Origin of the sequence: Aquamicrobium soli (genome assembly GCF_042646345.1) — a bacterium.
Lineage (GTDB): Bacteria > Pseudomonadota > Alphaproteobacteria > Rhizobiales > Rhizobiaceae > Mesorhizobium > Mesorhizobium soli_A.
The window spans coordinates 21,894-48,779 of record NZ_JBHRTK010000014.1 but is presented as its reverse complement, the minus strand read 5'-3'; the positions used below and the strand labels follow the sequence as shown (position 1 = coordinate 48,779).

The 26,886-nt window shown below is 65.6% G+C and carries 21 protein-coding genes; 8 read left to right on the top strand and 13 right to left on the bottom strand.

The annotated features are described in order from the left end of the window. The first annotated feature begins 1 nt into the window (after position 1). The 5 genes from ACFOHJ_RS15130 (at position 2) to ACFOHJ_RS15110 (ending at position 7,660) form a co-directional block, all read left to right on the top strand. Positions 2 to 502 carry a hypothetical protein gene (locus tag ACFOHJ_RS15130; RefSeq protein WP_349016056.1) on the top strand — a complete coding sequence of 167 codons (501 nt, stop codon included), beginning with the start codon at positions 2 to 4 and terminating at the stop codon, positions 500 to 502. 9 nt (positions 503 to 511) lie between these two features. Next, positions 512 to 3,274 (top strand): DEAD/DEAH box helicase, encoded by a 2,763-nt coding sequence (locus ACFOHJ_RS15125; RefSeq protein ID WP_378221873.1) that lies wholly within the window; start codon positions 512 to 514, stop codon positions 3,272 to 3,274. A gap of 138 nt (positions 3,275 to 3,412) precedes the next feature. Beyond that, positions 3,413 to 4,735 (top strand): SIR2 family protein, encoded by a 1,323-nt coding sequence (locus tag ACFOHJ_RS15120; protein WP_378221871.1) that lies wholly within the window; start codon positions 3,413 to 3,415, stop codon positions 4,733 to 4,735. After that, on the top strand, positions 4,732 to 6,780 hold the full coding sequence (locus ACFOHJ_RS15115; RefSeq protein WP_349016059.1) for an ATP-binding protein: 2,049 nt from the start codon (positions 4,732 to 4,734) through the stop codon (positions 6,778 to 6,780). Before ACFOHJ_RS15120 ends, ACFOHJ_RS15115 begins: the two co-directional genes overlap by 4 nt. Next, a complete protein-coding gene (locus tag ACFOHJ_RS15110) occupies positions 6,767 to 7,660 on the top strand; it encodes a 3'-5' exonuclease (protein WP_349016060.1) in 894 nt (297 codons plus the stop codon). The genes ACFOHJ_RS15115 and ACFOHJ_RS15110 overlap by 14 nt, the downstream gene beginning before the upstream one ends. A 151-nt stretch (positions 7,661 to 7,811) precedes the next feature. Here the strand turns inward: ACFOHJ_RS15110 and ACFOHJ_RS15105 are convergent, their stop codons facing one another. The 13 genes from ACFOHJ_RS15105 to ACFOHJ_RS15045 form a co-directional block, all read right to left on the bottom strand. Continuing rightward, positions 7,812 to 8,753, bottom strand: coding sequence for a hypothetical protein (locus ACFOHJ_RS15105; RefSeq protein WP_378221869.1), 942 nt, complete (start codon positions 8,751 to 8,753; stop codon positions 7,812 to 7,814). Next, a complete protein-coding gene (locus ACFOHJ_RS15100; protein ID WP_378221867.1) occupies positions 8,753 to 9,679 on the bottom strand; it encodes an ArdC family protein in 927 nt (308 codons plus the stop codon). The genes ACFOHJ_RS15105 and ACFOHJ_RS15100 overlap by 1 nt, the downstream gene beginning before the upstream one ends. A gap of 347 nt (positions 9,680 to 10,026) precedes the next feature. Then, a complete protein-coding gene (locus ACFOHJ_RS15095) occupies positions 10,027 to 10,614 on the bottom strand; it encodes a hypothetical protein (RefSeq protein ID WP_034462748.1) in 588 nt (195 codons plus the stop codon). Positions 10,615 to 11,380: 766 nt separating this feature from the next. Then, positions 11,381 to 11,803, bottom strand: coding sequence for a hypothetical protein (locus ACFOHJ_RS15090; RefSeq protein WP_378221865.1), 423 nt, complete (start codon positions 11,801 to 11,803; stop codon positions 11,381 to 11,383). Continuing rightward, a complete protein-coding gene (locus tag ACFOHJ_RS15085) occupies positions 11,800 to 12,687 on the bottom strand; it encodes a DUF7007 domain-containing protein (protein ID WP_378221863.1) in 888 nt (295 codons plus the stop codon). The genes ACFOHJ_RS15090 and ACFOHJ_RS15085 overlap by 4 nt, the downstream gene beginning before the upstream one ends. Then, positions 12,684 to 13,160 carry a hypothetical protein gene (locus ACFOHJ_RS15080; protein WP_378221862.1) on the bottom strand — a complete coding sequence of 159 codons (477 nt, stop codon included), beginning with the start codon at positions 13,158 to 13,160 and terminating at the stop codon, positions 12,684 to 12,686. The genes ACFOHJ_RS15085 and ACFOHJ_RS15080 overlap by 4 nt, the downstream gene beginning before the upstream one ends. An 89-nt stretch (positions 13,161 to 13,249) precedes the next feature. Beyond that, complete coding sequence (locus tag ACFOHJ_RS15075) at positions 13,250 to 14,929, bottom strand: ParB N-terminal domain-containing protein (RefSeq protein ID WP_378221860.1); 1,680 nt, start codon at positions 14,927 to 14,929, stop codon at positions 13,250 to 13,252. Between the two features lie 258 nt (positions 14,930 to 15,187). Beyond that, a complete protein-coding gene (locus tag ACFOHJ_RS15070; protein ID WP_378221858.1) occupies positions 15,188 to 20,287 on the bottom strand; it encodes an Eco57I restriction-modification methylase domain-containing protein in 5,100 nt (1,699 codons plus the stop codon). A 125-nt stretch (positions 20,288 to 20,412) separates the two neighbouring features. After that, entirely contained in the window at positions 20,413 to 20,814 is a 402-nt protein-coding gene (locus tag ACFOHJ_RS15065; RefSeq protein ID WP_378221857.1) for a DUF3085 domain-containing protein, read from the bottom strand. Between the two features lie 12 nt (positions 20,815 to 20,826). Next, positions 20,827 to 21,429: a DUF1419 domain-containing protein gene (locus tag ACFOHJ_RS15060; protein WP_378221855.1), complete on the bottom strand. Its 603-nt coding sequence runs from the start codon at positions 21,427 to 21,429 to the stop codon at positions 20,827 to 20,829. Positions 21,430 to 21,601: 172 nt separating this feature from the next. After that, positions 21,602 to 22,006, bottom strand: a complete 405-nt coding sequence (locus tag ACFOHJ_RS15055) for a hypothetical protein (protein ID WP_378221853.1) — start codon at positions 22,004 to 22,006, stop codon at positions 21,602 to 21,604. A 241-nt stretch (positions 22,007 to 22,247) separates the two neighbouring features. Next, positions 22,248 to 23,174 (bottom strand): DUF3991 and toprim domain-containing protein, encoded by a 927-nt coding sequence (locus ACFOHJ_RS15050; RefSeq protein WP_378221967.1) that lies wholly within the window; start codon positions 23,172 to 23,174, stop codon positions 22,248 to 22,250. 197 nt (positions 23,175 to 23,371) lie between these two features. Further along, positions 23,372 to 23,548: a hypothetical protein gene (locus ACFOHJ_RS15045; protein ID WP_012564801.1), complete on the bottom strand. Its 177-nt coding sequence runs from the start codon at positions 23,546 to 23,548 to the stop codon at positions 23,372 to 23,374. A 791-nt stretch (positions 23,549 to 24,339) separates the two neighbouring features. Between ACFOHJ_RS15045 and ACFOHJ_RS15040 the strand changes: the two genes are divergently transcribed. The 3 genes from ACFOHJ_RS15040 (at position 24,340) to ACFOHJ_RS15030 (ending at position 26,869) form a co-directional block, all read left to right on the top strand. Beyond that, positions 24,340 to 25,383, top strand: a complete 1,044-nt coding sequence (locus ACFOHJ_RS15040) for a PAS domain S-box protein (RefSeq protein ID WP_378221851.1) — start codon at positions 24,340 to 24,342, stop codon at positions 25,381 to 25,383. 341 nt (positions 25,384 to 25,724) lie between these two features. Then, positions 25,725 to 25,994, top strand: a complete 270-nt coding sequence (locus tag ACFOHJ_RS15035) for a hypothetical protein (RefSeq protein ID WP_378221849.1) — start codon at positions 25,725 to 25,727, stop codon at positions 25,992 to 25,994. Between the two features lie 266 nt (positions 25,995 to 26,260). Beyond that, a complete protein-coding gene (locus tag ACFOHJ_RS15030) occupies positions 26,261 to 26,869 on the top strand; it encodes an acyl-homoserine-lactone synthase (RefSeq protein WP_378221847.1) in 609 nt (202 codons plus the stop codon). Positions 26,870 to 26,886 lie beyond the last annotated feature (17 nt).

The following is a 26,886-nucleotide window of genomic DNA, read 5'->3' as shown; positions in this document are numbered from 1 at the left end:
CATGAAGCGAATGCTCGACAGCGTCTGGCAGCGGCGTGGCGTTAGCTGGGTTTGGGACGACGAAGCCCTGTCCGCCGTCGCCAAGCCTTCGGAGGTCTTCAGCCTGCGCCAGCTCATGCGCGCTGCCAGGGACTGGCCGGACGACCTGCCGAGCAATAGCGGGAATACGCTGGTTGTGGCCGGGCTCGATGCCTGCCTCGATCTCTTGGCTCCTACGGATGCGGATAGCTGGCTGGGCAACGAGCTGAAGTCGGCGATCCTCTCGTTCCAGGATGAGTATTCGGGAGAAGCCGCACTGATCTTCTGGTTGCCCAAAGGCGAACGCCGCTTCCACACGGACATGGCGACCGATGCCGTCCGGTGGCGATGTTCCGCTCCTTATGCAGATCAGCAGATTGAGTTCGGCCGCATTCTCTGGGGCGAGGCTCGTGAGTACCCACAGGAGATCGTCATGTCCGAAGGGGGCAAGCCGGTCGGCTTGTTCCATTTACGGATTACGTGAGACAGCTCGATGGCCGGTGTGACCTTCTCCCCAGGCGAGCGAATAACGCATCCTGAATTCGGTGCGGGCGTGGTGCTCGATGTGCTGCACGATGGTTATCTGCGCGCCTTCTTCAGCATCGGCGAAAGGCGCGTCCCGCTGGCCAACGTCCAGCGGGAGCTTTCCCGCACGGAGCGCATCCTGCGCTCGGTCGAAGGTACACCGGAACGCTTGCGCACCGTCTGGCTCTCCTACGAAGCCCATGCCCTGCCGGTGATGGAGAGCGCCTCAGCGCTCACGTCGGCGCGGATTGACCTGTTGCCGCACCAGGTCGTGCTGACGCACCGCATCGCCACCGCATCGCCACGACGTTTCCTGATCGCGGATGAAGTCGGCCTGGGCAAGACGATCGAGACGGCGCTCATTCTTCGGGAGCTTGCGAGCCGAGGCGAGCTCGCCCGCGCGTTGATGGTCGTCCCGGCGGGTTTAGTAAACAACTGGCACCGGGAACTCAACGAGGTCTTCAATCTCGATTTCGAGGTGTTCGGTTCGGAAGGCGACATCACGGACCGCAAGACCAATGCTTTCGCCAAGCACGACCGGCTAATCGCCAGCATCGACACGTTGAAGCGCCCGGCGCGTATCAAGCGGCTGCTCGAAGCACCGCGCTGGGACTTGGTGGTGTTCGACGAAGCTCACCACCTGACCGCCTACCGGACCGGCGGAAAGGTGCGCAAGACGGAGAACTACAAGCTTGCCGAAGCGCTCAAGGGGCACACGCGCGACCTCATCCTGCTGTCGGCGACGCCGCACCAGGGCAATCACTTCCAGTTCTGGATGCTCGTCCAGCTGCTCAATCCGACCCTCTTCGGCAGTCCGGAAGAGATGGTCGAGAACCGGCATCGCCTGAACACTGTCATGTTCCGCCGCACCAAGGCAGACGCTTGCCGTCCTGACGGCGAGCCCCTCTTCGCGCGCCGCTGGGTGCATACGGAGTCCTTCCTCATGTGCGATGAGGAACGGCGCTTCTACGAGAAGCTCCGGGAGTACCTTGAGGACGGCTTTGACCTGGCCAAGCGACAGGGCAATCAAGGCCGCGCACTCGGCTTCCTGATGGCTATTTTCCAGAAGATTGCCGCGTCAAGCTTCGCCGCGGTCCGCCGGACGCTGAAACGGCGAATGCTCATGCTCACTCTGCATGAAGCCCTGCTGCGCGACCGCGACCTCGACATCGAGGGGCGGGAGCGCCTGTACGATGAAGCCCGCGAGTTGATCCAGACCGAATGGGACCTCGGCCGCGACCCCATCGGTAGGACAGAGGTCGATCGCGTCATGGCGGATCTCAAGTACCGGCTGGCCAAGAAGCTCGACGAAGAGGCTCTCGAATTGGCCGCCGACCCTTACGGCAGCGAGTTTGCGTCATCGCACATAGAAGACGTAGCCTCGGCCGCGGTGGATCTCCACTTGCCGGAAGAACGGCTGCGGATAGCGGATTTGCTGTCGATTTTTCCGGAACGGCGAGAAACCAAAGTCCAGAAGCTGCTTGATGGTCTGGGGACGCTGTGGCGCCAGAACCCCAACGAAAAAATCGTCATCTTCGCGACCTATCTCGGCACCGTCGATTTACTCGCGCGGGAAATCGAACAGGTCTATCCGGGCCAGGGCGTTGTGGTTTTGCGCGGCGGCGATCATGGGGCCAAGGTCGCCGCGGAACGTCGCTTCAAGCTGAAGGACGGCCCACGCGTGCTTGTCTGCACTGCGGCCGGCCGCGAAGGCATCAATCTCCAGTTCGCTAGGATACTGTTCAATTTCGATCTGCCGTGGAACCCGATGGACATGGAACAGCGGATTGGACGCATTCACCGCTATGGCCAGGCACACACGGCACAAGTCTATAACTTGGTCCTGTCGGACACGATCGAGGGGCGCATCTATCTGCTCCTCGATGACAAGCTCACTGAGATCGCTCGAACGCTAGGAAAGGTCGATGATCAGGGAAATGTGGCCGAGGACCTTCGCTCGCAGATTCTGGGACAGCTCTCGGAGCGGCTGAACTACGATCGCCTCTATCAGGAAGCTCTCTCCGACCCTGAGTTGAAGCGAACCGCCGTTGAGCTGGAGGCTGCTCTATCCAATGCCCGTGAGGCGCGGGAGGTGGTCTTCGACCTCTTCCAGGATTTGGACGGCTTCAGCCTCGACGACTACAAGCCGTTCTCCGACATCTCGTCGAGCATGGACAGGTTGGTCGGTTTTCTGTCCGCGGCCGTAAGTAGCCGGAACCAACGGCTCACCAAGGTGAACGATGAGACCTACGAGCTTGTCGGCGCAGACGGCCGACAGAAGAAGCGGTTCACGCTCAACCGCGACATCGCTACCTCGAGCGACAACCTCGATCTTATGGGGCTGGACCATCCCCTCGTCCAAGAGGAGCTCGGCCGGTGGCGCAGTGTTGCACCGGAAAACCTCGGTGCCGCGGCGCAAGGGGGTGGAAGCGGAATTACGCTGTTGTCCTTCTGGCTGGTCGAAATGTCAGTCGGAAATGGCGAAAGGCGCATTGCCGTTCAGCCTATAGCCGTCAACAAGGACGGCACGCGCGTTCCCGTCGTTGAGCGCCAAGCCGCACATTTCTTGCGGGCGGAGTCCAATCACCCCAAGCTATCTCAAGAGGAACGGATTTCGCTATTCGCTACATCTGTAGAACCAACCCTTCAACGGGATCTGAAGCATAAGGGCGGCGCTGCCGGTGACGGAAGCTATTCAGCGGAGTTGATCGGTTATGTTGAAATTGTTTGATGGATACGGCCGTGGGGTCGGGAATGATTTGTTGTTGGAAGACAACGACTCCTTCGCCTCTCTTGTCACGCAATGTGCGGGCATCGATGCGTCGGCCTCCTACGCAGCCAAATAAGAAACTGGGAGGATCGGGGGGATATGAGCGAAGTCGGAGAGGAGCGAAAATTCCAGTTTCTGCGGAACGGCGATGCCGAACCATCGGAACTCGACTGGAACAAGGGGATTGAGAGCGTCCGCCAGGCGATTTCCGAGGCCATGAACGCCAAGAATATCGCGTTCTTGCTCGGCGCCGGCTGTTCCTCCCTGATGAAGGACAAGAAAGAACTCGGCATTGCGACCATGGCGCCCTTGGCCAAGGAGTTTTGCGGAGAAACCCTCGATGCGCGCGCGGCGGGATTCTATGGCGATCCGCCGGTCGTCGGCGCTGCCCCTGCGCCGTGGCGGCTGACCAAGGCTGAACTCGACTATCTCGATGCGCTTGGGATCGACCTGGCGAAGGACTGCAGCCGCAATCTGGAACGCCTGATGGAGGTGCTGTTCGCGCAGCGGTTCGTGCTGCGCCAGAGCGAGAATCCCGATCTTCACCCCTTCCGCGCTATTCTCGGCGGCATCATCAAGAAGGTCCAGGATTTCCTATGGACCCGTGTCACCCAAGGGGCTTTCGCCACGGAGGGCGATACTACCGTGCGCGACCTCTACGAGCGGTTCTACAAGAAGATGGTCCTGCGAGATCGGTCCTTGCCCCGGCCGTGGGTGTTCACGACCAACTACGATCATTTCAGCGAATTGGCGATGGATCGCCTCGGCATTCCCTATGCCAACGGCTTTTCCGGCGTGGTGGAACGTCGCTTCAACCCGGCGATCTTCCGCTATGCCCTGGCCGAGCAACTCGACGTCACCAGCCGCAAGTGGACCGCCGTCGACGCCTTCGTCTATCTTTGCAAATTGCATGGTTCGGTCACTTGGACCGAGGATGATCATGGCCTGTTCCCGATTAAGGAGGTTTGGCCGCTCGAGTCCACGAACCAGATGCTGATCTATCCGACGCCGGCGAAGCAGAATTCTTCGCTCGGCTCGCCCTACGCGGACCTGTTCCGGGAATTTCAATCCCGGATCGTGCGCGAGCAGAGCGTTCTCATCACGGCAGGCTACGCCTTCAGTGATGAGCACCTGAACAACATCATCTACCAGGCGTTGACGATCCCGACGTTCCGTCTGGTGATCTTCGCGGCGCCGGATACGGCCGGTGAGATCGCCAAGCTGCGAGCGCTGCGCGACCCGCGCATTTGGATCATTGGAGGCGATGGTCCTGCCGAGGGAACGAGGGCGCACTACTTCGACATGATCGTCGAGCATTTCATGCCGCAGCGTCCCAGCGACAGGATCGATGACGCCGTTCGCAAGGTGTTGTCCGAACTGGCGCCGAAAAGGGACGACGAGACGAAGGATGGCGAGGCATGAGCCACGACGATCGCAAACGCGCGATCGGCAAGGTGGTCTCGGTCGCGGCCGACCGCTTTGTCGTGGAGATGCACGTCGGCACCGACAACTTTACGGTCGTTGGTTTCGACGGCGTGCATTATGTGGCGCGGCTGGGATCGTTCCTGATGATTCCGTCGCAGTCGGAATATGTCGTGGTCGAGGTCGTCGGCCTGCGTGAGCGCGACGCGAGCACCCCGTCCGAGCGAGGAGACTTCGATCGGGCCGGCTCCTCGAAATATTTGGACGTGGTGCCGGTCGGCATGTTGCCGATGCGCGGCGGCGCGTTCCGTTTCGGTGTGTCCGTTTTCCCGTCTCTGTATGCGGACGCACTCTATGCACTGGATGGCGAACTCGATCGCATCTTTGAGACCGAAGCGGCCGTCGAGCCGTCAGTCGGCCCGGATGGTGGCGCCTGCGAACCCGAAGGGGCCACGCGCTACCGGGTGCTGCCGATCGGCAAATCGGTGGTGTTCGAGGACTACGACATCAAGGTCCGGTTGAATGAGTTTTTCGGCGGCCATGTCGCGGTCCTCGGCAATACCGGCAGCGGTAAATCCTGCACGGTCGCATCGGTCTTACAGTCCCTTTTCAGCAAGCCAAAAGAGCATCACGCCCGCGGCGCGACCTTCGTCGTCTTCGACGTCAATGGCGAGTATCACGCCGCTCTGGCTGCTTCCGCGAAAGAGGGCGCAATCGGGGTCGAGCGCGTCGTCCTCGACGGCACGGCGGCAGGCTTCCGTATGCCGCATTGGTTCCTTGAGATGGCAGAATGGGAACTGCTCTTGCAGGCCAGCGAGCGAACACAACTGCCGGTCCTTCGCACGGCGTTGGGTCTGACAAGTCTCTTTCACGCCAACACGCCAGAAGCTCTGGCGCTGCGCGAGCACTTTGTCGCCACCTGCATCATTGAGTGCTTTCGAGGGGCGGATGGCGACTCGCCCGTATCAAAATTTCAGCGTGTCGTCTCCCTTCTCCAGAAGTATCCGACAAACCACCTGAATATGGCGCTTCTGAACCGCTTTAATCCCAATTTTCAGTATGGAAATTTTTCGGGGAACAACCAATCGGCGTTTCTGGACGAAGTGAGAAAAAAGCTCCGGGAGGACGCGCCCTTACCAGCCTATAATCGGACACCATTCTCTTTTGATGAGCTGCACGAGTGTCTCGACTTCGCGATCCTCTACGAGGAGGCTCACGGAAATCGCCAAATCCGAGACTACTGCTCGTCCATGGTCACGCGGCTCAGATCCCTCCAGGAGAGAACAGAATATGCCTTTCTGCGTCACGAAGGAGCTGACGTTGACGCGGCCGTAAGCGATCTGGAGTTTTTGACCAACATCGTCGGTCTGCAGAGGGCGGCCGGAGAATCGTTCACCAAACGCAATCAGGTCATTATTATTGATCTCAATTCCGTCGAAGATGAAATCGTTGAGCTGGTCAGTGCGGTCATCGCACGCATGCTTTTTCGGTTTCTTCGCCGTGCGGAACCGAGAAACCGCTTCCCGATACACCTGCTGCTCGAAGAGGCTCATAGATATGTCGCCTCTACGCCGTCCCGCTTTTCCATCGACGCCACCAAGATTTTCGAGCGCATCGCCAAGGAAGGACGCAAATACGGCATGTTCGTGCTTCTGGCGTCTCAGCGCCCGAGCGAGCTGTCCAAGACGGTTCTCAGCCAGTGCTCCAACTTCCTGGTTCACCGAATCCAGAATCCCGACGATCTCTCCCAGATTCGCCAGATGACGCCGTTCATCTCAGAGTCGGTCCTGAAGCGGTTGCCGTCATTGCCTCGGCAGCACGCGCTGGTGTTTGGAACGTCGGTCAATCTGCCGACGACCTTCAAGGTCAGGGAGGCATTCCCGCGGCCGCGGAGCGACGATACCGCCGTCGTTGATCTGTGGTTCCACGAAGAAGGTCGAGCCGCTGACATTCGCCTCGCGCCCCGACCGGCCGACGCCGCTGCTGCGGCGGCTGGAGGGGAGCCGATGGCGGTAAACGAAGCGCCGGGCGATGACATCTTCTGACCATCTGGAGACCCTGGCGCAGACACTGGAGGCCACGGGGGATTACCAGGTCATCCGGCGTCTCAAGCCGCGCCCTCGCATCATTCCGCCTGCTGGCACGCCGTTGCGCCTTGGCCTGGTGGTCGATGTGGAGACGACAGGGCTCGATCCTCAGCGCGACGAGATCATCGAACTCGCCATGACGCCATTCAACTACGGCTTGGATGGCACCGTTTTCAACGTGGGCGGCAGCTTCCAAGGGCTGCGCCAGCCGAGCGAGCCTATCGCCCCGGAAATCACCGCGATCACGGGCATCACCAACGAGATGGTGGCCGGCCAGATCATCGATTCCGCCGCAGTGGCCACATTCGCGGCGTCGGCTTCGCTCGTGATCGCGCACAACGCGGCGTTTGACCGCCGCTTCCTTGAACGATTCAGCGACATGTTCTCGACGAAGCCGTGGGCCTGCTCGCTCAGCCAGATCGATTGGGCGGCGGAGGGGTTCGAGGGCACAAAACTCGCCTATCTCGTTCAGGCTGCGGGTTTCTTCTACGACCGTCACCGCGCGATGCACGACTGTCTTGCTACCGTCGAGTTGCTGGCAATGCGGCTGCCCCAATCTGGCGTTACGGGGCTGAGCCGCCTCCTGGACGGCGCTCGTGCCATTTCCTGGCGCATCTGGGCGGAGAACTCGCCTTTCGACCTCAAGGATGTCCTCAAAGCGCGGGGATACCGTTGGAACGGCGATTCCGGCGCGCAGCCGCGCGCATGGTATATCGATGTTCCCGAAGCTCAGCGCGAGGCTGAGCTTCGGTTCTTGAGAACGGAAATCTATCGGTACGAGGCCGACCCTCCAGTTCGGCGGATCGATGCATATGATCGATTCTCAGATAGAATTTGACCTCGCTAGCTAAAGCGAAGCGAGGATGGATGGGCCTGACATGAACGTGGCTCCTCGAAACGAACTGCAACACGATTGTGCGTGAAACCTCGACCCGCATGAGCAGATCTGTGTGATCGATGACACGGTTGCCCAGAACGGTGGTGGACGATCAGAGGCCGCACATCCCCTCGCACTCATTGCCGAAAAGGTCGAGCTGACCGTGATCGGCGGCGGTCGACAGATCGGCAAGGTCGAGTGGCACACACGAGCGATGCAGGAACACATCGCCACGGATGCCGCGCAGACCGGAACGCAGGGCGCGATCCACCTCAACGGCATCGGCCCATGCCTCAGCATCGTGATCACGCATATCGCGCCAGCGCGCATTGTCGTGGAAGGGACAGCCGATGCACGCGCTCTTCGGCGGGATCGGATAGCCATGGCGGCGCAGCCACGCCATGCAATCCTGCCGGCACATGCGTCGCTCAATCAGGGGAAAGCGCTTGATCTGCCAGGCTTCGAAGCTCGGCTTGGCCCGGATGACTTCGTCCGTGCTGATGCCGATCCATTGCTCGACGACAGGGAAGGAGGGCGAGCGCTTACGGGCAAGGCCGGCGAGCTCGCGGACCTTGCGCCGGATCGGAACGATCTTGAACTCCGTCGTGCATTGCCGGCGGATCATGCCGATCGAGATAATGTCGGCCGCACTGCGGCGTTCGCCGATCTCGATCAGCTCGCCCTCGTCGTCGTCGTCGAGGATGGGAATGCGCGTGCCGGCCGGCCGCACCGTGCGGGTGAACGCCGGAATCGATGCCCATCGACGGCCCTCGCCGGCGGCAAGAAGATGGTCGCGGATATTGCCGGCCGACACGACGTGCACGGGAAAGGGCAGGACATTTCCTGACATGAGCCAATCGAGGTGCTCGTAGACGGCGGCAGGCTCCCAGCCGGTATCCGCAAAAATCGCGCAATCCGGCATGGGGCCGATTTCGCCATGGGCTGCGAGCAGCGCCATTGTCGTCGATTGGACGCCGGCGCCGAGCGAGAGCACGCGCAAGCGGATCGGGGAGGGCGAAAGCCCCTCCCCAGAAACAGGCGGAACGTGAAGCATCACGCTGCCTCCCGCGCTGCGGCTTCCGCCGGTTGGAGACCATGCAGGAAGGCGGCGGCGCGCTGCGCGTGTGCGGCGGCCTGGAAGACCGCGCGCTTGTCGCCCTGCAGGACCTGCAGCCACGATTCCACGTAGCTTGCGTGGTCGGGCCGCGGTTCGAGCTCGGGCACGATCCCGAGGTCGGCGCAGATCAGCGCAGATCCGATTTCGGCGACGAGCTCCTCGCGCGCGCGTTCGCTGCGATCCTTCGCATAACGGCTGAGGTCGCGCCCCACGCGGCGCGAATCCGCCGTCCAGTGGACATGCTCGTGGCTCAGCACCGCCACGTACGATGTAGCGTCGCGAAACGTCTCAAATGGCGGCATCTGGATGTGATCGGTCGACGGCGCGTAGAAGGCCCGCGTGCCGCCGTGCCGGATCACCGACCCCGTATTCGCGAAGAAGCGATCGGCATGATCGATCCGCTGGATCGGATCGATCGTCGGCGCCGGCTGCCGGTAGAAGTGGTCGGGCAGTCCGGCGATCTGCTCGACGTTGAAGACCGAATAGGTCTTCAGGAACGGGATGTCGCGCTCGACCTCGCCGCCATTGCCGTCGGTCTCCGTCCGGGTGAAACGGCTTGCATAGATGACGGTCGCACCTGACTCGCCCTTGCGGACATGAGCGTCGAGCTCGATCGCCTGCTTGAACGTCATCCAGGTCGGCGAGGTGAAACCGCGCGCGAGCGCTTCCGACCAGAGCAGCAGCACGTTCATGCCACTGTAAGGTTCGCCGTTGTGGCGCAGCGGCCGCGTGATGCGCCGTCCCGCGTGGCCGGCGCTCCATGGCTGGATCCAGGGCCGAACACCCTTCTCGAGATCTGCGACGATGCGATCGGTGATGCGCGCGTAGACGTCGGCGCGTGAGCCTTCTTTCTTCTCAGTCATTTTCATGAACCTCCGTTTGGAGGTCGCGCCCATCGCGACCTCGTCACGGCGGTCCATGGCCAGGGAATTCAGGGGAGCGGCGCACCCTTGGGCCGCAACGAAGTGGAGGGCGGCGAAGCCGCTGCGCCGGGCCCCGGCCCTGGCAGGACCAAAAGCCGGACGGGCGTCGCGACGCGCACCGCCTCATTTTCTCCATTCCATCTTCTTGAGGAGCGGCCGCATGACGGTCGTCGCCGCCGTCGTGCGCCGCGGCCGCGGCAGCGACACGAAAAAGGGGCCGGCCCATCGGGGCCAGCCCAGCGTCGTGGTATCGAAGACGGGCGAGGCCGAAGCCTCGCCCGGTGCCATCAGCCGAAGGCCGCCAGCTGCATTTCGGCCGCCTTGCGATCGAGCGTGTGGCCGGGATTTTCGACCGGGCGCTCGAAGGGCTTCCAGCGCTCGCCGACGACGTGCTCGTAGGCCGCGACGGCACCCTCGGCCGCCATGCGCAGGGCGTGCGACTGCAAGGCCATGTCAGCGGCGAACTCGCGCTTGCGCTGCGCGGTGCTGTCGAAACCGACGGGACCGTCGAGGTCCTCGTCGCGCAGGTCGTTGGACGCCTTGGCCGTCGCATCGCGGGCCTCGGTCACCGCGCGGCTGTAGAACTGGCCGGCGCCGTGCGCGGAGCCGACATAGGCGCCGACGATCCGCTGCAGATGAATCTGCATCGCTCTCTCGCCGAGGCCTTCGCTCAGGCTGTCGGCCGTCTCGACGATCATGCGCTGATGGAGATCGCGGATCCCGTCGCCGTCGAGAACGGGAAGACCGAAGCTCTCGGAGATGAGCGTCGCCTGGGCGGCGTCGGGGCAGGCAAGCCTGACCATTTCGAGCGTGGTGCTCTTGCGGAGCTGGACGACCTTCGCGGGCTGACGTTGGGTGCGAGCGGCTTTGGTCATGAGAACTTCCTTTCTTTCGGTTCGCCTGAAGGCCCGGATCGGCTCCTGCCGGTCCTCCCTTCGGGTGCGATCGACCGAAACCGGCGGAATGACGGGCGCTTCAGGGTCCGGGGCGGCCGGATCGAGCGCAGTGGGTTTGCGCGCAAGCAGGGCTTCCAGCCCTCGCGCGGCGCGCGGGCCCGCTGTGCCGAGATCGGCAGCTCCGGCCGCAACGCGGCGCGGCACGCGGCCTTGAAGCGACCGGCCGCCGGTTTAAGAGCGCAACAAAACCCGAGGGGAGGACGGCGGGCCGGAACGGCCAACAACAAGCGAAACCGACAGGCAAGGACCTCATGTCCCCCCGCCGCACCCCATCACCAGGCCGCCGGCCGCGACGCATGACACCCGCCGGACCGTCCGGCCGGTTTCGCAACGTCCTGGCACTTCATCGCAGACGGCCGGTTATCTGTCCCGCCTGCGCCTGCGAGCGCGCGTGCGACACCAGCGCCTGTCGTCTCGCCGGGTGCCTGATTGGAGGTTTCCACGAGGCGGATGCATTCCATCATCGGCAAGGTCGCCGCCGGTGTTGGAGCCGCCGGCGTAGGATGTTCTCGGCCGCGGACCAGACGCCGGCGCAGGCCAGTTGATTCCAACCTTGCCCAGGCGTCGACCGGATAGCGTCAGGGAGCGACAGCCCGCGCTCCCTCGTGCGCCGTTGACAATGGCCGGAGCGCGCCGTGCTGGCGGCGTGGGCTCTCTGCTCGACCCGCACGCCGTCGGATGCCGATCACCGTGAGATCGACGCGCCGGTTTCCGGCCACAGCGCCGATGCCGGGCCGGCATCATGATGATCCACCGTCGTGCTGATGCACGCGTGGCGGCCAGCGGGTCGGCCGTCTTCGATACCAAGGCGCCGCCGCAGCGCCTCGATTGCATGCTCCTGCCGCGCGAGCTTTCGCGCCAAGGCGTCGATTTCCGGTTGGCGCTCCGCCGTGAGCGCCGCCAGGCTCGCACGATAGCGCTCGAGAAAAGCACCCGGATCCGGCGGCTTGCCGCGACGATACCCGGACTGCTTGCGGCCGAGCGACGGGATCAGCGCGGTCATCCTCCGCGTGATCTGCCGATCGATCATGTCGAGCTGGCGCTGCGTCTGTCGCCGTGCTTCCTCCATGCGGTGGAGAAGATGACGACGATTGGAGGAGGGGGTCATGCCGCCCTCCCTGGCTGCCAGCCGATAAAGTCCGACTCGCCGCCATAGACGTGGTGGCGAGCGGGATCGACCACGAAGCCGAAGCGGCCGACGCGATATTCGTCCGAGGGCACGAGGAAGCGGCGCTCCTCGGTCCCAAAGCCCCGCTTGCCGCCCGGCGTCGCGACGACCTCGACAAAGCCCGCGACCTGCTTCGACGTGATCGCCGAGATCACGATCCAGTCGTGGGCATGGGCCGCTTCGAAGGCGCGGCGATCCTTCTCGTGCGATTCGCCCGGCATCAGGATCGTGCCGAAGATCGTCTCCCAGGCGTCGGGCCAGCTGTCCTTGATGGTCCGCTCTGCACAGCGACGCTCGAAGGCGGTGAAGAGATGCGGAAAGGTGATCGCGACGATCGCCCATTCGGCATCTTCCTCGTACCATCCGCCGGCCGAGCGCAGCATGCGATGGACCTTGCGGTTTCGCTCGGCCGAGAGCTTGAACCCGCCGTGCCCGGCGGTCGAGTGCGACGTGACGCCCTCGGCGTAGATCGTCGCACCCTGCGAGGTGCCCCACGGCGTGTTGGCACGCGAATATTCCTCGACACGGCCGAGCATCTTGCGCTCACGCTGATGTTCGGCATTTTCGAGCACGCGCGCGCGAAACGCCGCCTCGTCGGCGAGTTCACCGGAGTGCCCGTAGAAATCGCCGCGCGTCCACTCGCCCATCGGACGCGCAAGGCGCCAGGCGGTAACGAGATAGTGCCGATCGTCGCGCGCCAGCGCCATGGCGAACGCCGTGTCGCCGACGAGCGCGACGGGCATGCCGTCGGCGCTTCGGCCGAAAGAAACCCCCGGACATCCGGGGGTCTCGGTCTGAGGACGAGCAGGAGAGGGGGCGTTCATGCCGCGGTCCTCCCCTCGACGATGTCGGCGCCGACCTCGTCGGCCGTCACCTCCTGGAGCACGGCACGCGGATAGCCGTGGCGCGTCAGCCACTCACGGGCGTCGGTCTCGTGTGCTGCGAGATAGACCAGTTCGGCGTCGTCGCCAGCGCGATCGAGGACGCGAACCGATCCGATCGCCGGGCGCTCGACGATGGTGAAGTCCAGTCGCGAGTCGAGAGAGAACGTCCGATGGACGCGGATCGCAATCACCCCGCCGGCGCCATGGTCGGCCTCGTGCAGGGTGAAGCATGCCGAGAGCGATAGGTTGCCGACGCCGCGCGCCCCCTGCTTGCGGATCAGCCGGCCACGACTGTTGCTGGTCTGCCAGGTGGCCAGCTTCTTGTTGAAGCGCGCCGGCGGCTGCGGCGTTCCGTCGGACCAGGCGACGATGGACCCGATCGGTACGTTGTCGAAGATTGTGTGCGCGGACATGGTGTCCTCCTTGGATTGCGCGGGTGCGGAAGCGAAACCGCCGCCGGAGACCGGCGGCGGCGAACCATTCGAAACGGTGGGGGGCGGCGCTACTCGGCCGCTTCGCGGAAGGCCTCGGCGTCCTCGCCGAAACCGCCCTCGCCGATGTCGGCGATATCCTCGTCGGCCTCGTCCTCGTCAGCCGCGACCGCGCGGGAGGACAGCCAGTCGGAGAGCTTCGCCGGATCGGGGGCGAAGAGTGCGGAGGGATGGACGAAATGCCCCTCCTTGTAATGCTCGACGAGAGCGGCGCGCGTGTCCTTCACGCGCTGGCGCGGCAGGACCGGCGTATCCTTGCACGAGCCTTCGAGCGCCGGCCGCGACAGACACGAGAGGAAATCCTCCGTGCCCATGTTCGGCAGGAATGCGTCGGCGCCGATCATCTCGCCGGCAATGCGCGCGGCGATGCCGCTGTTGGTGGCGTTTTCCCGGCACGAGAAAACGTCAACCAGCATGGTGCGGGCCGCAACACGCAGCGTGTCCATGTCGAAGGCGAGCTTGCCGTCGGCGTCGAACAGCACCGCCGCGTTCTTCGCCAGCCGGCTGTGGCCGTGATAAACACCGCCGCTCCCCGTCGTCACCGAGACGTTCTGGCCGGCGAAGGCGAGGATCAGCAGCGCCATCAGCGCATCGTCCTCGATCGGCGCGCGGCCGAGCGCTTCGCGCAGCGCGTCGGTTCGGTAGTCGCCGATCATCTCGACGCCCTTGCGCGTCACGTCGGGACGCGGCCTCGACACTTCACCGACGTCCTCCGGGGCGTTATCGGTGCCGCCCGCGTCCTTGCCGGCTTTCGGCTTCTTGGCTTCAGGCATGCGGTAATGCACGCTCTGGACGCGACCCTCGCGGTCGAGGTACATCGCGGTGCAATCGGACTTGGTCGGCTTGCCGTAGACGCGCTCGGCCTTCGGCGGCAGCTTCACCTCGCCCCAGTTCGTGGTCTCGGCGATCACGCCCTTCTTGGGCAGGTTCGCCGTCATCCACTCCTGCTGCGCGCCGAGGAAGCCCTCGACATTCGTGGTGTAGCGGCTGTCCTCGTCGGCCGGAGCGAACAGGTCCTCGACCCACTGGATGCCGTAAGCCTGCGCGAGATCGTCGCCGAAGCTTGCATGACGCGCATACATGCGGGTCTTCTGCAGCCCCTGCGCCACGCTCCACCAGGAGACCTGCGGATCGCCCTTCGACGGCTTGTGCTTCTTCCAGACCTCCTTCTGCTCGTCGAGCGAAGCCGCCGCGATGGTGCGCAGTTGCTGCTCGTTCGGCATGTCGCCCTTGGCCATGTGATCGAGCATCGCCGGCAGGACGTTGGCGAGCAGCCGCAGCTTCTTGATCTGGCGCACGGGGAGCGCGAGCGCCACGCCTATCGCCTCCTCGGTCCAGCCGAGCGCGACCAGGCGCTCGATCGCACGCCATTGGTCGACCGGGTTCATGGGATCGAAGGCGATGTTCGTGACCATCGATCGCATGGCGCCGTTGTCGTTCGACGCCTCGTCGACGAGCACGTCGATTTCCTCAAGACCCGCTGCGATCGCCTGCTTCACGCGGCGATGTCCGGCATTGATGATGTAGCCGTTGCCGCCGCCGGCTTCGGGCGTGATGACAGGCGGCTGGACGATGCCGACCGCCTTGATCGTGGCGAGCAGCAGCGCGTCGGCCTGCGGCGTCGATTTCGTCTGGCGCAGGGGGTCGGGATTCTCCTTCAGCGCACGCGGATCGACCTTGATGAGTTGCATGGGAATGCTCCTTTTGGGGTTGCGGACCGGCTTCCCGGCCCTTTCTCGTCTTCTTCCCGAAGACATCCCCCGGCCCGCGGAGCGGACGGGCCGGTGCAACTGCGGCCGAGCATCCCTGCCCGGCAGGACCAGCAGGGCTGAAGCCCTGCGCAGGACGACGGGCCGGGATCGCGCAGGCGGCGGTTGAGCTTCAGCGTCGCCGGCCCGCCCGATCTGCGAGCGGGCTTTTCTCCCGCTCTTCTTCTTTTCTTTTTCCTTTCAGGCCGCTTCCTGCATCCCGCCGGCGCTTCCGTCGTCCTCTGCCAGCGCCTTCTCGACCTCCGCGAGCTGCCGGCGCTTGTCGGCGAGCTCGCCCGCGAACGCGAATTCACCGCCGTCACGCGATGCATAGGACGCCAACCGCCGCCGGGCATCGCCAAGGCGCTGGGACATGCGCTCGCGCTCGCCCTCGAAGTCGTCGATCGCGTGCTCAAGGCGGGCGATCGCGCCGAGCGGCGTCACCGTCACCGGCAGCTCGATCTCGTAGTCGGCGCCGGTCCGCTGCAGCATCGTGGTGTAGCGGTAGCCATCGCGGCCGAAGCGCTCGCCGCTATATTCAAGGACGAAGCCGCCGATCGATGCGATCACGCTCTCGCCCTCCTGCTGAAGCTGAACCAGCGTCAGAATCTCCTTCAGGAGCGCCCGGCCTGCGAGCTTGCGCTCTGCGTGCGTGTCGCCCGTCACCGTCATGGTGAAGGCGTCGCCCGAGGTCGGGATGCGACGCGCGATGTCCTGGCCGATCTCACCGATGCGGCGCGTCGAATATTCGATGTCGCGTTCGGCGTCGCGAGTCTGGCGGCGCACCGCATGCTGGTCGTCGATATGGGCAGCGCGCAACCGCTCGAGCCGTGCGATATCGGCTTCGAGGCCGGCCTTCTGCATCAGGCGCGGATCACCCGACGCGATCGCCTTGGCCATCGCGAACTGATTGGCCTGGCTCTCGCCCATATCCTCGAGCCTGCGGATCGAGGTGTCGCCGGAAAGGGCCGCTGCGATGAAGCGGGCCTTACGCTCGTTGTTCTGCCACATCTGCGCGTCGAGCGAGCCCTCGGTCGCATAGGCGAAGATATCGACCTCGTCGTGCTGGTTGCCCTGGCGCACGATGCGGCCCTCGCGCTGCTCGATCTGCGACGGCAGCCACGGCACATCGAGGTGATGCAAGGCCTTCAGGCGCAGCTGCGCGTTGACGCCGGTCCCCATCGTGTCCGAGCTGCCGATCAGGAAGCGGACCTTGCCGGCGCGCACGTCGCCAAACAGGCGTTGCTTCGCCTCGGACTTCTTGAAATCCTGCATGAAGGCGATTTCGGACGCCGGTACGCCCATGCGGACGAGCTCGTCGCGGATCCAGCGGTAGGCCGAGAAGCCGCGCGACTTCTCGACACTGATGGTGCCAAGGTCGGAGAAGATCATCTGTGCCGCGCCGGGCAGTTCGAACGGCTTGCCGTCGGTGCGCACGTAAGTGCTCTCGGCGGTTTCGTTCCAGATGCGGAAGGCGTTGCCGACGAGCTGGTTCAGCTTGTTTTCGGCTTCGTTGTCATTGTCCGGGTCGACCAGGCGCAGATCGATCGCCGCATGCCGGCCATCGGTGATGACTGACAGGAGAATGTCGTCGCCAGGCTCGGGTGCGCGGTCGCGTTCCTCGATCGCCTTGATGCGTTCGCCCAGCAACGTCTGGTAGCGTTTGAACGCCGCCGACGGCTTCGCGGTGAGGATCTGCCGCTTGCCGGTCGAGATCGCCGGCACCTTGACGTATTGGCGGAGGTCCTCCGGCATGACGACGTCCGCGAAGGAGCGGAACATCGCGATCAGCTCCGGCACGTTGACGAAGGTCGCGAAGCGCGTGACCGGCTTGTATTTGCCAGAAGGCTGCAATTCGAGCTCGGTCGTCACGTCGCCGAAGGTCGACGCCCAAGCATCGAACTCGTGCAGGCCGCGCTCGCTCAGCGCCGCGTAGCCGAGGTAGCGCTGCACCGAGAACATCTCGCCGAGTGTGTTGGTGATCGGGGTGCCGGACGCGAGCACGAGCGCACGGCCCGGATTCTTCATCTCGACGTAGCGCGACTTGACGAACAGATCCCAAGCGCGCTGCGAGCCGTTCGGATCGACGCCCTTCAACGTCGACATGTTGGTCGCGAAGGAAAGCTTGCGGAACTCCTGCGCCTCGTCGACGATGATCTGGTCGATGCCGATCTCGGAGATGGTGAGCAGGTCGTCCTTGCGCGTCGACAGCGCCTCGAGCCTCTCCTTCAGGCCCTCCTTGAGCCTTTCGAGCCGCTTGCGCGAGACGCGATCGTCGCTCTCGACCTTGGTCAGCAGCGTCTCGTAGAGCTCCAGCTCGTCCTGAATCATCTGTTGCTCGAATGCCGATGGCACCGAGATGAAGCGGAAAGCCGAATGGGTGATGATGATCGCGTCCCAGGTCGCGGTCGCCGCGCGCGACAGGAAGCGGTGGCGCTTGTCCTTGCTGAAATTGGTCTCGTCCGCGACCAGGATCCGTGCGTTCGGATAAAGTGCGAGGAATTCGCGCGCCGCCTGCGCGAGGCAATGGCCCGGCACGACGAGCATCGCCTTGGCGATGAGCCCGAGCCGGCGCTGCTCCATGACGGCGGAGGCCATCGTCATGGTCTTGCCGGCGCCGACGGCGTGCGCGAGATAGGTCGAGCCCGCCGATATGATCCGCCAGATGCCGCGTTTCTGATGCCCGTAAAGAGAAAAGGCGCCAGAGGCGCCCGGTAGCTTCAAGTGCGAACCGTCGAAGGCGCGTGGAGCGATGTTGTTGAAGCGGTCGTTGTAGACCCGCGCCAGACGGTCAGTGCGGTCCGGATCGGACCAGATCCAGCGCTGGAATTCGTCCTTGATCTTTTGCAGCTTCGTCTTCGCCGCCTCGGTGTCGACGACGTTGAGGACCCGCCGTTCGCTGTCGCCGTCCTTCACGGTGTCGAAGATCTGCGGCACGCGGCTGTTCAGCGCGTCGGCGACGAGCTCGCCCCCGTGGCGCCGATCGGTGCCCCATTCGGATGTGCCGGCCGCCATCCAGCCGAGCTGGCGCGCCTCCACCGTCCACGAGGCGAGCTCGGGCATGTGGTGGATCTTGATGTCGGCGCCCATCGTTTCCTTGACGAAAGCGACGACGTCGGCGGCCGGAATCCACGGCGCGCCGAGCCGCGCCGTGATGTCGGACGGACTGAGATCGGCGGGCTGGACGCCTTGCAGCGCAGTGACATTGCGCTCGTACTCAGCGTCGAGCGCGGCCGCCGCCTCGGCCGTCTTGAGCTTGTCGCGCACAGGACCCGACAGATAAGCATCCGCTGTCTGCCATGAACCGTCGGCCGGATCGCGGAAGATGGCGCTGCCGAGCTCGGCAACGACGTCCTCGCATTCGCGATGCAGCAGTTCGGCGATATGTTCGAGATCGACGCGGCCACGCTCGTTCAACACCACGGCGAGCGCATCCGCCGCGCTGCCGATCACCGGCGGCGCCGGCGGCGCAATCACGCGCTCGGTGAAGATCGGCCCGGGTTTGGCGGTGTTTGTCTCGATGTCGTAGTCCTCGATCGAGGCCACCAGCCAGCAATCGGGATCATCAAGGAACGGCTGCAGGTTCGGCCGGCGATGTGTCTCGCGGACCTCGCCGGTCTCGTGGTCCTCGGTCATCGAGACGGTCGTGAAGTTGATTGGGCCGAAATCGCGCACGAAGTTCGACCAGGCAATGCGAAGACGAACCTGCGCATCCTTCCACGGCCGGTCGGTTTCCTGGCATTTGAGCACCTCACGCACCGCATCGCGGATCGGGATCAGCTTGCCGATGATCCGCACATGCTTTTCGGGCACGCCCTCGGCGCTGCGGCCCTTGCGAACCTTGACCGCGACGGGCCTGCCGTCGAGGACCTGCATGATGCCGTGGACCTTGTCAGCGAAATAGCTGCCTTCGCGCACATGGCGATCGGAGGGAGAAGCAAGATCCGCCAGCTCGCCGTCTTCGTCGAGATCAGGATCGATGACGTCGGGCTCGCCGTCGTAGATCGCCTGCGGGAGAAGAGCGATCGCGCCGGGAAGAAGACCCTCGAGCGCCTCGCCGGCGCGCGGCAGGCAGGTATAGGTCTCGCCGAAGGGACCGGATGTCAGCGCATGCGTCCCGAGCACGAAGGCGGGGTGCTGCACGAACCAGCGGTTCACGCGGATCGCGCTCTCGTCTTCGCCTGCCGGGCGTACCTCCTCGGTGTCGAGCCAGGATGGATCGCCTGCGGCTTCGCCGATCTTGCGCTTGCGGAAGAAGAGGAGGTCGACCACGACGTCGGTGCCGGCGGCCTCGCGGAAGCTGCCTTCGGGCAGGCGGATGGCCGCGACGAGATCGGCCGATCCGGCGATGTGCTCGCGCGCGGCGAAATCCGCCTTGTCCATCGTCCCGTGCGAGGTCACGAATGCGGCAAGCGCGCCGGGCTTCAGGAGATCAATCGCACGCGCGATGAAGTAATCGTGCAGGCGAAAACCCTTGGAGCGATAGGCCCGGTCCGATCGGACGGTTCGGTCGGAAAAGGGCGGATTGCCGATCGCGAGATCGAAGGCGGCCGGCAGCTCGGTCCGTGCGAAATCGCCGGTGAAGATGCGCGCTCGCGGCTGGAGCAGGCGGGCGATCCGCGCCGTGACCGGATCGAGTTCGATGCCGGTGACATGCGAGATGTCGCGCAGTTCCTCCGGCATCAGCGCCGGGAAGAGCCCGGTGCCGATACCGGGCTCGAGCACGCGGCCGCCGCGCCAGCCGAGACGCTGCAACGCCGTCCAGATCGCGCGAACGATCAGCTCGGGCGTGAAATGGGCATACTGCGTGCAGCGGGCGAGCGAGGCATAGTCGAGTTCGCCGACCGCATCCTCAAGCGAAGAGCCGAGCTCCTGCCAGCCTTCGCGGAAATCCGGCTCGCCGGGCCGGCGAAAGACGCCGTTTGCGAGATCGGAAGCGCCGAAGCCGGTGAACCGGATCAGTTGCGCCTGCTCCTGCGGCGTGGCCGGGCGTTGATCGGCCTCGATCTCGGCCGCGAGCTGGATGACGGCAATGTTGTCGCGCGCGCGGCTCCTCCAGCCCTTCGCGAGGGCGCGGTCGCCGGCGAGACGGAAGTTCGCGCCTCTCGCCCGGTGCGCGGGCGAGATTGAACGGCCGACGGCCGCAGTCGGACGCGCAGGGGGTGGCGTCGACGGATCGGGGTCGTCATCGTCCGGCTCGACGGCCATGTCACCGGCGAACGCAGTGACGCCGAGGCCGAGGCCCGACGAGAGGGGAGTGTTGTTGAAGAGATCGAGGGTGAAGGGATCGTCATGCGCCATTGGAATGTCTCCTTGTGGTGAGGGCGAGCGCCATCGGCCCGCTGGAGTGCTCCAGCCGGCTGGACGTGCGCGGATTTTGGGAACGGGTCGGGCACGGCCGCCGAGCGGCGACCGTCGTCGGATCGCTAGTCTCGAGCGATCACGTAGAGCTGCATCGAATTCGGGAGGAAGACGATCCGCAGATGCGTGCAGCCGGGGCTGCCCGCGATCAGCTTCACAAGCATCTCGGCGTCGATAAACTCGATCCCGTCATCGCCGCCGAAATGCTGGCGCTTGTAGTGCCAGTAGTCGGCGTTGGTCTTCGGGTCGCATTCTTCGGCGTAGACGACGAACGGGCGCTGCCCGTTCTTGAGCTTGCCGTTCGAGAGGATGTACACGCCCTCGTCGCCGACCAGCCAGATGCCGGGTTTCTCATCTCGGCCGGGATGCAGGCCATAATGGGGATTACGGAAACCCCCGTTGAGGTAAGCGTCGAGCCGTCCACGCATGAGGACGGCACGGACGTCCGTGACGGAGAAGGTGAACATCGCCGCCTCCCGTCACGCTGCGATCGCGTCAGGGAGGTAGCGCAAGTGCACGGGCAGCTTCGCCGAGACCTCCGCGTCGGTCAGGCGGTCAAGCAGCTTCGCGACCGTGCCCTGCTTTCCACCGTAGACCAGCACCATGCGCAGTCCGCGCAGATGCGCGGGCCAATTTTCGCCTGCGTATCCTCGGTAGTCGCCGTGCGTGCTCGACCAGATGTGCTCAAGCCGTTCCTCGCGTGTCATCGCCTTCACCGGCCGCGACTCGCGGTCGACGATGACGGCGCGCATCCGGTCGGGGGAGGCGCGGTCCGCGAGATCGCAGTAGCCGTGGAAAAACCGCAGCCGGCCATCGATCACTAGGGCGAAGAAGACGCCGGTGATGCTGCCGGTGAGGAATTCGCGCATCGCGAACATTTCGGCGCGCATCCACAGCGGCGGCAGGATCTCGAGCATGTAGTCGTACTCGGCCTGGCCGACTTCGAACCACTCGCCGCAGTGAAGGGCGCTGTTGTCGTTCTGCCAGCGGGTCGGCCGCTGCGCGTGGCGGTCGAACATGCTGAACATCTGCCGGCGGTCGGCTATGCCTTGGTACACCTTGCGAATGGACGAGAGGGTCATGAGCGGGCTCCTTTCAGCCTCGTCGGGCTGGAGCGCGGCTCGCCTGCTTCGGCTCGCCATCCTCTTCAGCCCTTCTGACCCTCCTTCACGGCCGCCTCTCCGGTCCGGCGGGTCAAGGGCCGCGGCACGCGGGCGAAGCCTCCCTTGACGCGCCGGCCGGGCATGCGGCAGGTCACTCCTCCTTTTCCCTTCCCCGTCTTTCTCCCTCCTTCACTCTCCCAAGCCGCTGCTCAGCGCTCCGGACGGCGGCGAGCGCAGCCCTGAACAGCGCAGAGCCGCGCTCCTCCGAAAGGTCCGACGCGGCCGCTACAGCGACGCAGGCGGCGTGGACGTCCGAGTCGGCGACGGAAGCCGGCGACAGCGTGACGGCGTCGTCGTTCGCGATGACCTCCTCGACGGCCGCGCGCGCCTCCTGCTCGTCGAAGGACAGGAGGATGTGCGCGCGGGGCCGGGTCGCGTCGGCGTCGGGGTCCCGCGCGCCGGCGAGGATCGCGTCGGACAGAAGCGAGATCGTGAAGACGACGAAGGCGGCCCCGAGCAGGGCGCCGAGTATTTTGTTGATCTCGAACGAATCCATGAACCGCTTCCTCCATCGCACAGAGCAAGGTTCGCGCTGCAGTCGTCGCGACGCCCTCTCTGCTCGCCGGTTCGGTCTGGATTCTCCTTGTGAGCGACGGTCGCCAGGCGCGGAGGGGCCCCAAAAAACAATCAAGGAACCCCTACTGCACAATGAGAGCGCGCGGGCCTAGCGGAAGCGTCGCCGCGTGGACGCGCGGCACCGTCTTTTGGACTTCTCGCCGCGCGCTCCGCCGATGCCGCTATCCCGCCTTGGCCAGGGGCTCGCTGTCGACGCGCGCGAGAAGCGCCTTCAGGTCTTCGTTCCAGTCGCCGGCGCGCGGCCGCGAGCGCGCGTAGGCCGCGCCAGCCTCGGACGCGATCAGGCGGATGCGGTCGGCGTAGACGTCGCCCTGGCGGTTGTTGTCCGTCGCGGCGACGAGCCGGGTGTCCGGCCGGTCGGCGAGCCGGCGGATGCCGCGCTCGCTCGCCGGCGACCAGCCGCCGCCCGTGCTGACGTAGAGGGTGTCGGGGCGCAGCACCTGGATCGCGGCGAGGCTCATCGCGTCGATGGCCGCCTCGGTGACGCAGACCCGCGCTGCCGCCGCGGGGCCGAGCCGGAACAATTCCTTGGCGCCGCCGGTGGAAAAACCGCGCCACTGCGGCCCGCGCTCCTCCCACCCCAGGAGCAAGCCGCCGCCGTCGCGGTGCGCCGCCCACATGCTGCCGTGCGGCCCTTCCCGCAGCAGGTCCTGCTGGACCGCAACGGCGACGACCGACGCCGGGATTCGGCGCTCCTCTGTCAGGTAGCGCCACGTCGCCGACCCCGCCCGCGGCTTTGCGCGGCGGGACCAGCGCTCGGCGACGGCGTGCACGGGCACCGGGCGGCTCGGCCGCTCCCATGCCGGCGCAGCGGGGACGAACCCCACGAGAGCCGCGACGCGGGCCGACGCTTCCGGGAAGCCGTGGGCGCCCAAGTGCTCGGCCAGGTCGAACACGTCGCCCTTCGCCGTCGACAGCGGGTCGAACCAGCCGCGGCCGTCGTGGATCACGATGACGATCCTGGCGTCGCGGCGGTACTTCACGGCGCGGCGCGTGCTCTCCTTCACGTCGACCTTCCAGCCGTCGTGTTCCAGCAGGGCGGCGCAGCCGACCCTGCCTCTCAACTCCTCTATTTCGCTCTTCTCCATGGTCTTCACAACGCGGGATTCCACCCCGCTCCTTTCTTCGGTTGACGCCCGTCTCCACACCGACGGCACGCCGCCCGCCTGCCGCGAAGCGTGCCGGATGCAAGGGCGCGATGGCAACCCTTTGCGCTGGTTGGCAGTCGACCGCGGCGCAGCCTCCCTTGCATCGGGCGCAGCGCCAGCGGCACCGGATTCCCGGCTCAGTGAGCCGGGGACCACGGGTCGTACTCGTGCACGATGGTGTCCTCGTCGCCGTCGTACTCGCTCGAGACCATCACGCCGAAGGCGTCGTCGACCTGGAAGAGCACCACGGGGACCATCAGGGTGCGGGCGAGGTTGAAGGCGTTCTCCTGGGCGAGGTTGAGGTTCTGCGACATCGTTGGGCTCCCGTCTTGGGGCGGGGACCATCCCCGCTCGACAGGCGCCGACGTGTCCGGGCGCGGCCGCGGTCACCTCGCAGGCGCAGCCGGAGAGGTCGCACGCTTGCGTAGCGAACCCCTCGCGGGTTGATCGTGGAAGGCCGTGGCCGGACCAAGGAAAGCCCATTCGAGAGCGGGGTGGTCTTTCCCCCCGGAAGCCTGGAGATCCGTCGTCGCGGTGCCGACCTGGACGATCGCCGCCGCCTCGCTTCCGCGGCGCCGCGCGTGCCTCACTCCCATGCGTCGACGATAGCTGTCGATCGATGTCGTGATGGCCGGCGGGATAACGCGAGGCCCGCTCGCCACACCTTGGGGAGCTTGTTCATCCCGTTCGCACGGCCCGTTGGCCGCGGCTCGCTCAACGAAGCAGGGCGCGAACGCGCCCGGAACGTCATCGCCAATGTCGCCGGAGTGTGGAGCTGTTCGGCCGTCGCCCCTTCGGGACTTCAAGCCGCGTCAGGGATGGCAGCCCACGTGGGGGAAGACCCGCGACGCGGGGCTTCAGCGTAGCCGCCAGCCCGGCCCCGAAGGGGCGACGCCCAGTCCCCTCCATCTTTGTGCAACCGGAGCTCGCGCTCGCAAATACCCACGACCACGACATCGGCGGTGTCCGAGAAGCGCCACAGCTCTTTCGGGCTTTTCCACTGTGGCGTTTCAGCCTGCCTGCATCTACAAGGTATTGGCGCCCGCCTGTTGGTCACTGCGGCGCCTGAGCCCTCGCGGGAGGAAGTCCGACCCGGGAGCACGCCATGACCGATCCGCACGAGCAGAGTAGTCCGCACGGCCTTCCGGGCCAGAAAGCCGACCAGCGGCAGGTGGAGGCGGCCGCCTGGCTCGCCGCCGTCGTCGAGAACTCAGACGACGCCATCCTGAGCAAGACGCTCGACGGCGTCATCATGACGTGGAACCGCGGCGCGGAGCGTATGTTCGGCTTCAGCGCGGACGAGGTGGTCGGCCGCTCGATCACGATGATCATCCCCGAGGACCGGCTGCCGGAGGAGACGGAAATTCTGCGGCGCCTGCGCGCGGGCGAACGCATCGAGCACTTCGAGACGGTCCGCCGCCGAAAAGACGGCGAGCTCGTCGACATCTCGCTCACCGTCTCGCCGGTGAGGAACGCTGCAGGCGAGATCCTCGGCGCCTCAAAGATCGCGCGCGATGTCAGCGCGCAGAAGCGCGCCTACGCCCAGCAGAACCTGCTGCTGCGCGAGATGAACCACCGCATCAAGAACCTGTTCAGCCTGACGGCCGCGCTGGTGGGGCTGAGCGCGCGCGCGACGACAGGCGGGGAAGCGCTCGCGGCCGACCTTTCCGAGCGCCTGCGCGCGCTCGCGCGGGCCCACGCCCTGACGATGCCGGAGCTCTCCGACGACGCGTCCGGCGCGGGAACCACGACGTTCGTCGCGCTGCTCGAAGCGGTCCTCGCGCCGCACGCGAGCGACGGCACGCCGCACTTCACGATCAGCGGGGCCGACGCGCCGCTCTCGGGCAACGCCCTCACGTCCGCGGCGCTGCTGCTGCACGAGCTGGCCACCAATGCCACCAAGTACGGGGCGCTCTCCGTGCCGGAGGGGCGGCTGAGCGTCGAACTGAGCATGGAGGACGACAGCCTGCGCATGCAGTGGCGCGAAAGCGGGATTCCGACCCCGCCTGAAGCGAGCCGGACCCAGGGTTTCGGTTCAACGCTCGAGCGCGCCGCGCTGGCCGGCCTGCAAGGTAGTCTGACGCGGGACTGGGAGCCCCACAGCCTGACGATCCGCCTCGAGCTGCCGCTGGCCCGATTGGCAGCCTGAAAGCAAAGGCGCGAAGCGCCTCGGCGCTCCCCCGCGCCTCTCTCCGGCGACAGGCCGCTTTAACGAATCTGTCTGGAACGCGGCCCCCCGAGGGGCTATGAGTCGTGCGGGGCGGTACGCGCTGCCCTGGGGCGTCGAAACCCCTACGAGCGGTTTGGTGCCGGCCGTTACGGCGCCGCACTCCTTGACCTATGGTCGGGGAGCCTGTGGCGTATGCAACAGGTTCACCCGAACTAAAGGCCATAGGGCCGTCTCGTACGGTTTCGAACTCCCCGATCACCAGTCAGCGAGGGTTCGTTTGCGGGGGCGTACCGCAGACACGACCCGCCGGGAGAGATCGGGTGGCCAGCACCGAGGAGCGACACGACACCCCGCTGGAGTCGCGGGCGGCCGCCGCCCACCGGGCCTACCTCGATGCGCTGGGCGCGTGGGAGCGCGCCTTCGAGGCCGCGAGCCACCGCGCCCGAGGCGTGGACGACGTCACGCACCACCAGCGCGCGCTCCTTTGCGCAGCCGCCGAGGCGGAGAAGGAGCGCCGGCGCGTCGTCTTCCGCGATTTGTGCGACGAGCTCGGCTACGTGCCCCGAAGGGAGGGGGTCGCCCAACAGTGATCAGCTGCGGCTCGCGGAAGCCTTAGCTGGCGGAACGCACCGCTCCCTGCATTCCGCCCTCGCGTTGCGTCATCACCCCGTCACGGCGCGTGTGTACGAAGGTCGCACCCGCCGACTGCCGGCCCGCCTCTACTGGGCGGCGCGCGCGGCGCTCGGGCAAAACAGACCGAATCCAAGACTTGCTGCGGCAATGGTCTTTTCTGACCATACCGGCACTGCGCCCTGCGTGGCCAACTCGGCGCGTCAAGCAAGCCGAGGAGACGCCCATGCTCATGGTCATTCCTGGCTCGGAGGTCAGCCGCCACGCCGAGCTGATGGACCGGGCCTTCCGCTTCCGCCACGCGGTGTTCGTCGGGGAGAAGGGCTGGGAGGACCTGCGCCAGCCTGACGGGCTCGAGCGCGACAGGTTCGACGACGGCCACGCGGTCCACCAGCTCTGCATGCGCGGCGACGAGATCGTCGGCTATCAGAGACTGCTGCCGACGACGCGCCCGCACCTGCTGACGGACGTCCTGGGAGACTTGTGCAGGCGCCGGCCGCCGCGCGGCGCCCGCGTGTTCGAGTGGACGCGCTTCTGCGTCGCGCGAGGACACCGCGAGATGCGCCCTTGCGGCGACAGCCCCTTCCTCGAGCTCGCGCAAGGCGTCGTGGAGTGGGGTATGGCGAGCAAGGTCGACACCGTCACGGTCGCGATCGACTGGCGGCTGATGGTGATCGCGATGCAGCTCCGCTTCTTCGTCCGGCCGCTCGGCTTCCCGAAGCGCATCGGCCGCGACGAGGTCGTCGCGCTGCGCATGTCCTTCAGCCGCGAGACGCTCGACGCAATCCAGGCCGCGCGCGGCACGGGCGCGCCCGTCCTCGCGGTTGCCGCCTGACTAAACGACACGAACGG